The sequence below is a fragment of the Bacillus pinisoli genome (assembly GCF_023036475.1).
Lineage (GTDB): Bacteria > Bacillota > Bacilli > Bacillales > SA4 > Bacillus_BS > Bacillus_BS pinisoli.
In genome coordinates, this window is the sequence record NZ_JAJQKI010000009.1 from 109,253 (window position 1) to 122,594 (window position 13,342).

Here is a 13,342-nt window from a genome sequence, read left to right on the forward strand (position 1 = left end):
TTCTATATAAGTTTTTATACTATTCATTGACTCCTTAATGAAGACTCCAAGGTATTATATAATTTTTGATTTACCTCCTTGCATGCCTTCAAGTTCTAACGATATAGATTCTAGATAATCTAAAGCTGGACTATAAAAGTTTTCAAAACAATTCTCAACTTCATTTTTATTAAAAGTAACAGCCCAACTAACAATTAAAGTATAAATGAAAAATAGTTTTTCTACTGGTTCATAATTACATCTATCATGGTCCAGAAAATTATTTCTTATTATATCGAATGGTAGCTTTATAGTACCTAAGAACAATGCAATGTCTACCCACCTTGGTCCAAGTCTTACCCCAACCCAATCAATTATTTTTAATTCTCCTGTGTGATTGTTAATTAACATATTGGCTTTAAAGAAATCACCATGCTGCAATGTAAAATGAACTTCTGGACTTATAAATTTATAATAATTTTCACCAAAAATGAGATTGTTTAGGTGATCAACAACTTTTATAAAATCTACAGGAGTCATATTTCTTTTTAGAAATTCACTAATGCAAGAAAAAACCTCTTTATTATTTTGACTAACAAGATAAAATGCTTTAAATAATTCATGTTTGTTTATTAGATTAGTATTATGAGTTAGTTTTTGAAGACTTAAGCTATCAGATACTTCGTTATAATCCATAGAAGTTATTAAATTATTCAATTTAAATACCTTATTAATGAAATCAGTATTCGTATTTATGGGGACTTCTCCATTAATTTTTTTCATAGTAATAAAAGTTATATCATTTATAGTTAATATACTTATAATACTTGGTGTAATAGTATGAAAATCTGGATTTTCAGTCTGGATATCTCTGATTAAGGAATCACCTTTTGAATTTTGACTTTCTACTATTTTTGTCAATAAGGTCTTCTCTTCATATATATGCTCTATTAAGCCGTAATTTTGGTGTCCTCCTTTAAAAATAAACCTATGTGAGAGTAATAAATTATTATCAGGAAGTTTTTTTTCAATTTCACTTATTATTTCTTCTAAAGTAAGACCACATTTTACTCTTAAGCCCTGTTTTAATATATTCGTAGCACCATGCTCATCCTTTGCTTTCCAATATGCTCTTGCAAGTTGCTGATAATTATAAACATTTCCAGGGTACATCTTTATTATTTTTTCCCCTATTCTAATTGCCTTTGATAAGGTGTCCCTATTATAGTAATATCTTATAAATTTTTCTTGCCTTTTTATGTTTAAAAACTTTTTTATAGTTACTATTAATCCGTTCTTAATAATGCTTGCAAGACCCTTTTTATATAGATTCACTTAATTCCCTTCTAACAACTATAGATTTTATTTTTATTAATATTAATTAAACCATGACAATCTTCTTCAAGTATTCTTCAACCTTCTCTATATCTTTTGGAGTATCAACGGAAATAGTTTTGCAATGTGCATTTATGTAATAAATGTCCTTCCTATTTTCAATAAACCGAAACGAGTCGTTCTCTTCTATTCTTTCAATTGGTCCTCTAGGAGTTTCGTGGTAGTATTGTAGCGCCTTTTTAGTAAAAGCACCCACTCCCACAAATTTCTGGTATGTATAATTCATACCTCCCTTTGGGTATGGTATAGGACTCCTTGAAATAAAAAGACAAATCCCATCCTTATTCGTTACAATTTTCAAGTTAGATGTATCCACAACTTCAACAGGATCTGTAAAATCGGTCATAAGGTTCGACACATAAAACTCATTACTATTTAAATTGATTGGAATACATTTCGCTATATCCTTTGCTTCTATTGCTGGTTCATCACCATTTATCATGACATAAAGATCTGCACTTATGTGCTGGGAAACTTCATAAAGCCTTTCGGTAGCTGTATCATGATCTTGTGAAGTCATGATAACTTTTGCCCCAAACCCCTCGCATACACTCTTAATCTCTTCACTATCTGTTGCGACATACACCTCTTCAAAGCACTCTACTTCCTTAGAATGTGTGTAAACCCACCAAATCATTGGTTTCCCTAAAATCTTTGCTAGTGGCTTGTTATAAAATCTAGTAGATCCACCTCTTGCGGGTATAACTCCTATTATTCTCATCCTATTAACCTCTCTCCCAATTCAATATTGTCAAAATTCACTCTTTCAAATACTTCCAATTTACCTCCACGGGTTGCATTGTATATTTTTATGTTATGTTTATCTGCGTAATTTTTAGCTGCTAAAAACGCTCTTGTTGAAATATCTACATTTGGGATATACAAATCATTTTTGTCGTTATTATATTCATTAGTAAAATAATCCTTGGCCGTCTCATCAATGATTATTTCGCCTTTATCATTAATCATCTTACTAAAATTATGATCTACTCCCAGAAGGTATATTTCTTTAATCCCCATATATACAGCTAGCTGAATAGCTGTATATGCAACTGTATTTCCCCAATAGATCCCTTTAACAATGTCTTTAGAGAATTTCGGCTCGATATTCCTATCACCAAACTTAAAGATGTAATACTTTGCATTTTTAAATTGAATTTTATTGTCCCTTGGAAAGTTTATAGGGAAAAATTTATTTTTGATATTTAAATTATTGATCTCTTCTTTACTTTTAGTAATAGTTTTATCATCTTCAGCGCAATAATATGTTGGTCTCCAATCTGTTTGATTAAATAAATAGTATATTCTATTGAAGGCAAAGGTGATTTCATTATGCAATTTACTTAAATCTCCAGTAGTCAAACTTGGACCATTGCCTATAATGAAACACCGTTTGTTTAAATGAATATTCTTCAGCGATTTTATCTGTCTACCATTATCAGAATAGGGAAATAGTAACTCATTTAAAGCTTTATTCATTTTATAAACTATGCTATTTATTGATTTTTTTAATCTTTTCATATACTAACTTACCTCAATCAATCCATATATTTTCTTCATGATTACTTCCGGACTAAATTGGTTTAAAACTTCCCTATTTTCCTTCTTTAATTTGTTATACAGGTAATTATCCATGATTAAAGATTCAATACCCTTAAATAAACCCTCTGGCGTTGGTTCTACAAGTAGTCCATTTTCCTTATCCCTTATAAACTCTGCTGGTCCCATTGACCTTGCTACCGTCACAGGTATATTTAAAGCTAGTGCTTCTAGTACCGTAATTGATAAAGACTCAACTAGTGAAGGATGGACATAAATATCTGTAGCCTTTATATATGGGTAAGGATTAGATATTGCACCTAAAAGGTAAAATTGATTCTCTAGTCTATATTCTTTGATCCATCTCTCAATTTCTTTACGTTCTGGACCTTCACCTATTAGATACCATTTTACGTTATACCCTGCTTCAACTAGTTTCTTACAGGTATGAACACAATTAATCATTCCTTTTTCAGGAGACAATCTACCTACACTTAGTAGGGTAGTTCCATCATTATGAAAAATATTATACCTAGTTTTTTCATTTGCTTTGTTCTGAATTTCATTAACATTTATCATGTTTGGTATGGTAATGATTTTATTTTGAACTTTCTGTTCCTGCATATTGTCTATTAGCATGTCTCTGCAACTATCCGAAACAGCTATTAATCTATCAAACTTCCTTAATAATTTAGTCCATCGTTTTGTTTGATCTTCGGAATAATCATACGATCCGTGATGCCACCATGTTACCTTCTTTTTACTATTTACAACATATCCAACAAAATCAGTACAAAGACCTACTCGGTATGCTATAGCGCAATCATACTTTTTATTAATTCTAAAGAGTGGCTTCGCAAGATATAGTGCTTTAACTCCAGCTACCCTCTTTAACAGAAATACTAATCTTAATAATACTGCAAACCAATTTTTATTTTTTATATTCTCTAGTAAACACTTTTTAAATGGACCGTAAGTCTTTGAAAAATCATAATAAATAATATTTACATTTTTAGGAACTTCATTTACATAGTCCCCTAACTCCTCAAAAAGTATAAGATCTACTTCATAATTATTGAAATCTATACTTTTTAAAACATTAATAAGAGAGTTCTCAACTCCACCTACATTTAAATGCCCGTTTACAAATAAAATTTTCTTTTTCAAAATAAAACCTCACAATGTTTTGTTAACATCCTCCTAAAATTCCTTTTACTACACTTTTAGGACTAAAATCATTAACAATAAAAGAACTTTTTGATATTTCGTGAGTGATAAATTTCCCCATTATTTCTTTAATACTTTCTTTTGTGTTATCACAAAAGTGATATCTATTAAATTTTTCAAAGTAATTTTTAATTAAGTTTTTTTCTTCTTCTTCTCCATCTAAAATAAAGATTATTGGTTTCTTCGTCCCAGAATAATGATATATTTTCCCAGGAATTTGACCACCTTTTAAATTACATAAATGAATTAGAACATCGGTGTTTTCTTGCACCTTATTAATAATTCCAATGTCTACCCTACCTGAAATTCTGATATTTTCGGTAGAGTGAAAATGTTCATTGGTATCACCAAAAATATTAACAAAAGCATTTAAGTCCATTGAGGCTTCGTAAAATGGTTTTAGGTTTCTAACATGCGAATAGTAGTCTCCAAAATACCCAAATACAACATTACTATTATCTAAAATTTCTTCTGTATTGCTTGTGTTTAAGTAAGGTAAAGGGACACACTTCATCTTGTCTGATGAATTAGCAAAATGTTTTTTTTGATATGATAGTGTTAGCGGACTTACATAATATATCTCATCTGCTTGAGAGAGTAACCTCTTTTCTTCATCTAAAATCATTTCTTTCTTTTGCTTATTATAGAGATCGTAATACCATGGATCTTCCCAGATCTGGATCCATTTTTCAGCAATTACTTTATCTCTCTTTAAAAGAGTGTCTGCTAATGCATGACTACTAGCAGGATATGAGTTAGATATAACTAAATCATATTTCTTTTTACTTTTAAATTTGGAGGCATTTTTTAACCATTTCCTACTTAGATAGTGTGGTGTGTCTCTAGTTAATAGATTATAAAAGACATACTTAAGAAATTGTCTTATATTACTATTTTGTAATACCTCTGAGTCTTCTTTTCGAATATTTAGTTGTTTGGTTTTTGAAGTCCTTCTCTTCCTTCTATCAATAATAAATCTGACAAGTAATCGCATCCTGTCCATTTTGGAAACCGAATTGTAAATATAATAATTAGCCTCTTTCCAATTAGGCATACTTGAGTCAATAGTTTGTAATCCTGGGTCAGACATTATAATATCTACATTGCAGTCATTTTCAATTAACCCTTGAACAAAGCTATTATGACTCATATTTGCAGATGTATTGCAATGCAAGCAAGAACCCGTTATATACAGGACATTCATCTTTAACTCCTTTCTAAAGAAGAAAATTAAATTCGATATTTCTAATAGTTTAATTCATCCAACTGACTGTTTTATCTGACGTTTTCCCGCTTGTAACTTACCTTGATCTACTTTGAACACAATGTCGCAATTTTCAATTGTACTTAATCTGTGAGCAATAATGATCAAAGTCTTTTCTCCCTTTAGTCCATCGATTGCTTTCATTATTTCTTTTTCCGTTTCACTATCTAATGCTGAAGTTGCCTCATCTAAAAAAATAATTTCCGGGTTATGATACAGTGCTCTAGCAATACCGATACGCTGACGCTGCCCTCCTGAGAGCCTTACTCCCCTTTCACCAACAACGGTTTCTACCCCGTTAGGTAGCGTATCAATAAAGTCCTTTAGTTGTGCATCTTCAATTGCCCTTTGAACTGCAGCCTCGTCTATGTCATTATCAGCAATTCCAAATGCAATATTTTTTCGTATAGTCTCGTCTGATAGATATATAGATTGTGGAATATAACCAATCTTTTTTTTCCAAACTGGTAAATATTCTCCCAGTTCTATTCCATCAACTAAAACTCTACCTTTCTCTGGTTCTAGTAACCCCAAAATGATATCAACAATTGTAGTTTTGCCAGCACCAGAAGACCCGACAAAAGCAACTGAACTCCCAATTGGAATCGTTAATGATACATTATTAATAGAATAATACTCTTGATTTGGATAACGAAAAGATACATTCTCTAAATCAATAGATTTTCGAAAAGTTTTCTCCTCATTTCTAACTGTTACATTATGATTTAACTCTTTGTAAACATGTATTTTTCCTTTGCTTTCCTTTATTAAGTCTTCATACACTACCGCTAAAGCAGGCTGACTATATCGAATAGATGTTAATAATGACACAATTCGATTAATGGAAGGCATAAGGCGAAAGGCAGCCATTGCAAATAATGACATAGTAGCAACCAGCTTACTTGAGTCAGTACCTTGAAATACAAGAATAACCATTGTAATGAGGACAACCGATACTAATAATACTTCAATAAACAGCCTTGGTATTTGACCTAGCATGTTCTTATAAATGGTATTTTGGGCTAAGATTTGACTCTGTTTATTATATGCATCTACAAAATACGTTTCTTTTCCGGATACTTTTACCTCTTTACTTGCCCCTAATCCTTGATTCACGCATTTAATTACCTCACGATTAACCCTCTGGTCTTCTTTTCCTAAATAAGAAATCTTCTTACGGAATATTTTAAAGAAGATAATTACACTTCCGCTTAACAATAATCCAGATGTAAGTGTAGCTAAAGGTGCTGTATACACAAGCAATGTTAATATAGATACTATAACTAATATTTCAGTTAATAATTGAAAGCCCGATAATAAGATCCCACCGAATACTTTTGATACTTCTCCATTTACATTTCTTAATAGTTCAGCAGAATTCCTTTGTAGGTGAAATTCATATGGCTTTGTTAAATACTCCTTAAACAAAGTTCTAGAAAGCTTTACTCTTTGATTAAATATGACTTTATATTGGACATAGTAAAATAATAATAAATAAGCATTTTTAGCAAAATAGACAGTCAGTAACACACCTACGGCAAATAAGATAAAGTCATTCATTGATTGGAAATTGAGTAATTTATATATATAAGTAGCAAACGTTTGGTCCTGAAGTATATTGGGATTTGTTACAATCCCAACAAATGGGACAATTAAGCCAATGCCCGCTGTTTCAAATATAGCTGCAAAGATCATCATCACAAAAAGTAATAAAAACTTCTTCTTGTCTTCTTTATTAAAAAGTACCCGTAGCATTTTAATTGTATTTCTCAATTTTTTCACACCTTAAATATTATTAGAATTACTTTTCCAAAAGATCGTTCACTATAATGAACGTTAGAATCAAAAAAAAAAATGTAACCAAAAATTATCCCTAAATCTATTAAAATTATAAAATAAGATTATTTCTTAATAAAGAACAATCTTCCGACAATTTCCACCAGTTTTTTCACGGTTTAATTAAACAAAATTATTTTATCCTAAAATTCCATATATTTTTTCAAGCTCATTTTTATTACTATACCTCTCAGAATCGCAGTTTTTCGCTAAATGGTTCCTTAACTCTTCATCATTATATAGAGTAGAAACTCCTTCAACTATCCCTTCTACTGACAACTCACAAATATACCCATCAAACATATGTTTAACTTGGCTTTTAGCTGTAGGATAATTGGTAATTAGAACAGGCTTCATAAGAATCTGAGCCTCTCTGACAGTAACTGCTTTTCCTTCATATCTAGAAGGTTGGCAATAAATATCGCAGCTTTTGATATAAGGATATGGATTTACCTTTTTACCTAAAATTATAAAATTCTCATTCATCTTATATTCATCTATCAATCTTTTTATAATTTCTTCCTCTGCTCCATAACCAACAATATACCATTTTATGTCATATCCTAATTCTATGAGCTCTTTACACGCTAATACAGCTAAATCAAACCCCTTAGCATTAGAAAACCTACCAACAGAACAAATTTTAAATGCACCATTATTAGGAATTTCACGCTCAATATTATTATTAATTTTTGCTTGTTCTTCGACAAAAGTAGAAGAAATTATATTTTCTACAACAATTGATTTATGTTTTAGATCAGGGAAAACTTTCAAAAAAGAATTAGAACACTCTTCAGAAACGTTCACTATATAATCTAATTTCCCCCACATTTTTCTATCTAACTTTTTATCTGGATTAATAATAGTATGATAATCAGTATGAACCCAACCAATCTTTGTATTTGCGTTTACCTTTTCAATAATAAAATCATGTGGCCCTAAAAAACTTAAGGCTATATCATATTTCTGTTTAAGTCTTGGTAATTTGGGAATAGAAAATTGCCATGTATACTGCATTTGTTTATAAGTCCTTTGTTCTTTGACCAATCCTCTATTTTTATAATTTGCCTTAAGTTTTGCCAATACTCTGGCACACCCTAAATAAAAGTGGCCTTCTTTCATTATTGTCTTAACGGGTCTCTCAAAAGTCGTATATTGTTTAACTGGGGGCAATAAAGTTACTTCTTTTGGAATATTTTCTAAAAACTCACCTTCATGTCTGTATAAGAACAAGTCAACATCAAATTTCTCATAATCAAATCTTTCTAAAAGTCCTATAAGACTTCTCTCAGCACCACCAATATGTAGAGAGTACATACAAATTAATACTTTCTTTTTCTGATTCATAACGACTCCTCAAACATTATTTAAATATTAATCTTCTTATACTAAAAGCCATTGTAAAAGGTAAATTATTAAATAAAGTAGCTACAATTTTTTCTCCAATACTCCTCTTATCCTCATCCATTTTAGTTCCTTTCCATGGTGTCTTCTCTAAATAATGTTGATACTGATAAGCTAAAGGGTGCTTATTTCCTTTGATCCATGGTCTGTTAACAAAAGCTGGAGTAAAATGCACAAATACAGGTTTGTTTTTGGCTTCTATTAACTCTTTAGAACTATAATATTCCTGCATTCCATAATACTTAAAGATTTCTTCTTTCTTCATAGTAAAGAAAGTAGTCATCGCATTATATTTGGGATGAATTAATAACATTTTTCCTTCTAATACCCCATTTATTGTTCCTTGATCATGGTGATAAACCTTACCATTATAGGAATCAATGAAATCAATAAATGCTCTTTCAATATGATTCTCTCTCCATTTTTTTAAATTAACTAATAACATTCCAGCATTTATATAGGGACTCTTACTATCCATATTTATTTTTTCTTTCGTGGAATTACCAACTGTGTCAGAAACACCAGCTACATAATATTCGCTTATATCCTTTTGCCAAAGTTCTGCCAAACTACTTGTTATTATTGAGTCACAGTCCATATAAAGTACTTTATCAATCTCTTCTCCAAGTATACTTGTAAGAAACAATCTAGCGTAGGAATTAATCGATATTGAATTTCCTATATTAAGCTTTAATCTATTAGAATAATCTTTAAGACTAATAAAATGTAAATTTCTATCATAATTATTACTAATTGATATAAGATGATTTTTACTTTTTTTTGAAATATTATTTTCAATGATATAAACATCTATTGTTGAAAATTCTTTATTATTTTCTAATAGTGAAAGCATTGACACCCCAACATGCTGTGCATAATTATCATCACTCGAATAAACTACATGTAAGTTCATATTTACCCCCTACTCAATATATTTCTTAGTCTTAATATATTGTTTCCTCCGATAACTCTTGATAACATTTTTTTTATATTTGCATTAACTCTCTTTCTAACAGGCAACCAACTCTTATAAAAATGATGCATCGCATATGTATCTTCTGTCTTATAACTCTGGCAATTGATATAGTCATAGGGGGATAAATAAGTTTGCGGATAAAACACCCCTAATCCTTCAATCTCCTGATACTGGCCATTTTTACTGAGCCCAAACCATTCAAGTAATCTAGTAATAACAGCCACATTGGTTAAGCTATTAAATGTACCATCTTCGTTAATGAATCTTTTATTTTTATAGCTATCAAGGAATTCCTTGATTAGCGCATTTCCCTTTTGTGCGCCAATTGTACTGGTTGCAATATAGTTCTCTTGCTCAAATCCCCAAAAAGAAGGGTGATGTAGTAAATCATTAAATGATTTATATACCTCAACATCTGTGTCTAAATAGATCCCACCATAGTGGTAAAGAGCATAAACACGCACATAATCGCTAACAAAAGCAAATTTACCTGAAGCATATGCTTCTTTTATATAGTCGTTCTTGGTAATATCGAAATTACTTTCATTCCATTCCACAATCTCATATTCAGGGAGATGTTTTCTCCAACTTTCCATGCATCTTTTAACCATCTCAGGCTTTTCTTTTCCACCAAACCAACAATAATGAATAGTCTTAGGGATTTGAGAAGATTCCATTTCATTACCTCAGTCTTTCTCTACTTTTAATTTTTGATTTTTCCATTGAATAAATTCAAATACAGTTTTATAATCCTCTATCTGCTCTTTATTTACTCCGGTTTCTTTCAGTTCAGTTGCCAAATCTATTAAATCTTGATCTAGTTCTTGAACATTATTCTTCTCAATAGGATTCATGAAGGAATCTAATTGAATATCTAATACTCCAGCAATACGATTTACCACCTGAATAGAAGGGTTTAAATTTAAGTTTCTTTCTATGCTACTTAAATAAGATTTTGATATTTTTGCACGTTTAGCTAATTCGGACAAGGTTAACCCTTTTTTCTTTCTGCATGTATAGATCGTTTCTCCTAGCAAGATTCATACCCCGTTCTTCATATATTAGTTACTATGTATTAATAAGTCCTACCTTTTCCTGATTCATTAAAACTGTTGATTTAATATGATTAATGATAGTATCTACATCTTCTTCTGACATATTAGAACCTGAAGGTAGGCATATCCCTCTATTAAATAGTTCTTCAGAGATACTTAAATGGTCAGAATGTGAATAATACTTATTATTCTTAAATACCGGTTGAAGATGTAGAGGTTTCCAAACGGGTCTTGCTTCAATGTTTTCTGCACTTAATATACTAAGTAAATCAGAAACAGATACCCCTGCCTCATCCTCATCAATCGTTAAAGCTGTCAACCAACGGTTTGAGAGAGTCTCCCGTAGTTCTGGCATAAAAGTAAACCCTGGCAATACTGAAAGCTCCTCATAATACCTCTTAAAAATAGCCCTCCTTGCAGATACTCTCTCTTCCAGTACTTCTAACTGCCCTCTTCCAACCCCAGCTAATATATTACTCAATCGATAATTATAACCAATTTGGCTATGCTGATAATGTGGTGCCGCATCCCTCGCTTGAGTTGCTAAAAATCTCGCCTTTTTTAATGCCTCCACATCATCAGATACCAACATTCCTCCACCTGAAGTGGTAATAATCTTATTACCATTAAAAGAAAAGACACCAAATTTACCGAAAGTTCCACTTGCTCTTCCTTTGTATAAAGAGCCTAAGGATTCTGCTGCATCTTCAATCATCGGTACATCATATTGATTACAGATATCCATAATTTCATCCATTTTTGCACTTTGCCCATACAGATTCACCACGATTACCGCCTTTGGAAGAGCTCCCTCTAACGCTGCGTCTTGAAACGCTCTTTGTAGTGCTTCTGGAGACATGTTCCAGGTTTCTGGTTCTGAATCAATAAATACTGGCTCAGCCCCTTGATAAACAATTGGATTAGCACTTGCGATAAAAGTTAGACTAGAGCAAAACACTCTATCTCCTTTGTCTACTCCTAATAAAGAAAGAGCCAAATGAATGGCGGCCGTTCCTGAACTAACGGCTACTGCTTCACTGGCTCCTACATATTGTGCTATTTCTGCTTCAAATGCATCTACATTTGGTCCAAGAGGTGCAATCCAGTTGGTCGTAAATGCTTCATGTACGTATTTAAGTTCCTTTCCACTCATATGTGGAGAAGAAAGGTATATTCTTTTTTTACTAATTGCTTGCTCCATTCGTTCACCCCGTTTTAATATAATGATTTTCAATAATCCTAGCTGGTGTTCCGACAGCTTTTGAATTCCTAGGTAGATGATCAATTACAGTTGCACCAGCACCCACTACCGTCCATTCTCCAATTGTTTTATTAGGTATAATTGTTGCTCCACTACCGATCATACAGCCACTTTCCACTTTGACTGCGCCTGCAAGAGTACTATTCGGACAGAGATGAACAAAATCGCCTAAATAACAATCATGCTCTACTATGGCCGCAGAGTTAATAATACTGTGACAACCAATCACTGCATCTGCATTAATAACTGCATTTGGCATAACCACTGTGCCGTAACCAATTTTGGCACTCGAGCTGATGCTTGCCGTAGGATGTAGTAATGAAATGAAATCATCACTAGATAAATCTAGGGTTTCAATTATTTCTTTCCTAACTCTGTTGTCTCCTATAGCCATTACGAATCTGACATCATCATTGTTTTCTTTTATTTCCCTAACTTCACTTATAGGTGCACAAATGAAGTTATTAATAACTTCTTTAGTTTTATACTTATGATCAAGATAACCAAGTACTTGAATACCTTCAGTTGCTAGAATAATATCAGAAACTACCTTACTATGACCTCCATGGCCAATAATGACAATATTCATTATTTTCCTCCCCCAACTGAGGATTTTGTCCCTTTAAAGGTATCTACTGTCGCACTTCCTTGTTGGTTTATACCATCAGCGATTACTACTTTATAAACAGTTAATAATAAGATTTTTAGATCGAGAGCAATTGATTGATTCCTAACGTACCAGACATCTAGTTTGAATTTTTCATCCCATGTAAGAGCATTCCTTCCGTTAACCTGAGCCCACCCTGTAATCCCAGGTCTTACATTATGTCTGATTGCTTGCTCTTTTGTATAAAGTGGTAAGTATTCTACTAAAAGTGGCCTTGGCCCTACTAAACTTAAATCTCCCCTTATCACATTCCATAGCTGAGGATACTCATCTAAACTAAATTTACGTAGAAAGTTTCCAAAAGGAGTTAGTCTTAAATAATCTGGAAGGAGTTGACCGCTCTCATCCCTTTCGTTTGTCATTGTTCTAAACTTATAAAGATAAAAGCATTTTCCATTTAAACCTGGCCTTTCTTGGCGGAAGATAATCGGAGATCCTAGCTTGAATTTTATTAACAATGCAATGATGACAAAGATAGGTGCAAGAGAAACCAAAATTAGCAGAGCTACTGTAAAATCAAAAGCTCGTTTCATACATTTTCACCAGTCACAACAGGCTCATCAACCATCTGCTTTATAATTTCTTTAATAAAGTCCTTCACATAAATATCCTCTGTTTCCATTCCCTTTTTATAAATGTTCAGCATGATTTCTTTCAAATTTTCTTGACTTAACTGTGTAGAAATTACCATTGATTTACCCCTTCAAATCTTTTAATGATAAAAACCCCACTACTCAAT

At 31.9% G+C, this 13,342-nt stretch carries 14 protein-coding genes; all 14 read right to left on the reverse strand.

Annotated features, from left to right (window positions below):
* Positions 1 to 54: 54 nt before the first annotated feature.
* Positions 55 to 1,314, reverse strand: a complete 1,260-nt coding sequence (locus tag LT143_RS20625; protein ID WP_246943869.1) for a phosphotransferase — start codon at positions 1,312 to 1,314, stop codon at positions 55 to 57.
* A 46-nt stretch (positions 1,315 to 1,360) separates the two neighbouring features.
* A complete protein-coding gene (locus tag LT143_RS14175; protein ID WP_246943870.1) occupies positions 1,361 to 2,095 on the reverse strand; it encodes a 3-deoxy-manno-octulosonate cytidylyltransferase in 735 nt (244 codons plus the stop codon).
* A complete protein-coding gene (locus LT143_RS14180; protein WP_246943871.1) occupies positions 2,092 to 2,895 on the reverse strand; it encodes a 6-hydroxymethylpterin diphosphokinase MptE-like protein in 804 nt (267 codons plus the stop codon). The genes LT143_RS14175 and LT143_RS14180 overlap by 4 nt, the downstream gene beginning before the upstream one ends.
* A 3-nt stretch (positions 2,896 to 2,898) precedes the next feature.
* Complete coding sequence (locus LT143_RS14185; RefSeq protein ID WP_246943872.1) at positions 2,899 to 4,080, reverse strand: glycosyltransferase; 1,182 nt, start codon at positions 4,078 to 4,080, stop codon at positions 2,899 to 2,901.
* 22 nt (positions 4,081 to 4,102) lie between these two features.
* Positions 4,103 to 5,344 carry a glycosyltransferase family protein gene (locus LT143_RS14190; protein ID WP_246943873.1) on the reverse strand — a complete coding sequence of 414 codons (1,242 nt, stop codon included), beginning with the start codon at positions 5,342 to 5,344 and terminating at the stop codon, positions 4,103 to 4,105.
* Between the two features lie 54 nt (positions 5,345 to 5,398).
* A complete protein-coding gene (locus LT143_RS14195) occupies positions 5,399 to 7,186 on the reverse strand; it encodes an ABC transporter ATP-binding protein (protein ID WP_418909836.1) in 1,788 nt (595 codons plus the stop codon).
* 192 nt (positions 7,187 to 7,378) lie between these two features.
* Positions 7,379 to 8,587, reverse strand: coding sequence for a glycosyltransferase (locus LT143_RS14200; RefSeq protein WP_246943875.1), 1,209 nt, complete (start codon positions 8,585 to 8,587; stop codon positions 7,379 to 7,381).
* Between the two features lie 16 nt (positions 8,588 to 8,603).
* Entirely contained in the window at positions 8,604 to 9,557 is a 954-nt protein-coding gene (locus LT143_RS14205) for a glycosyltransferase family 8 protein (protein ID WP_246943876.1), read from the reverse strand.
* A gap of 2 nt (positions 9,558 to 9,559) precedes the next feature.
* Positions 9,560 to 10,297 carry a glycosyltransferase family 32 protein gene (locus tag LT143_RS14210; protein ID WP_246943877.1) on the reverse strand — a complete coding sequence of 246 codons (738 nt, stop codon included), beginning with the start codon at positions 10,295 to 10,297 and terminating at the stop codon, positions 9,560 to 9,562.
* A gap of 9 nt (positions 10,298 to 10,306) precedes the next feature.
* Positions 10,307 to 10,657, reverse strand: coding sequence for a helix-turn-helix domain-containing protein (locus tag LT143_RS14215; RefSeq protein WP_246943878.1), 351 nt, complete (start codon positions 10,655 to 10,657; stop codon positions 10,307 to 10,309).
* Between the two features lie 31 nt (positions 10,658 to 10,688).
* A complete protein-coding gene (locus tag LT143_RS14220; protein WP_246943879.1) occupies positions 10,689 to 11,876 on the reverse strand; it encodes an aminotransferase class I/II-fold pyridoxal phosphate-dependent enzyme in 1,188 nt (395 codons plus the stop codon).
* A gap of 4 nt (positions 11,877 to 11,880) precedes the next feature.
* Positions 11,881 to 12,525: an acetyltransferase gene (locus LT143_RS14225; protein WP_246943880.1), complete on the reverse strand. Its 645-nt coding sequence runs from the start codon at positions 12,523 to 12,525 to the stop codon at positions 11,881 to 11,883.
* The gene (locus tag LT143_RS14230) at positions 12,525 to 13,136 is read right to left on the reverse strand and encodes a sugar transferase (RefSeq protein WP_246943881.1); all 612 of its coding nucleotides are present in this window, start codon (positions 13,134 to 13,136) and stop codon (positions 12,525 to 12,527) included. Before LT143_RS14230 ends, LT143_RS14225 begins: the two co-directional genes overlap by 1 nt.
* Positions 13,133 to 13,294 carry a YwzD family small protein gene (locus LT143_RS14235; protein WP_246943882.1) on the reverse strand — a complete coding sequence of 54 codons (162 nt, stop codon included), beginning with the start codon at positions 13,292 to 13,294 and terminating at the stop codon, positions 13,133 to 13,135. Before LT143_RS14235 ends, LT143_RS14230 begins: the two co-directional genes overlap by 4 nt.
* Positions 13,295 to 13,342: the final 48 nt, after the last annotated feature.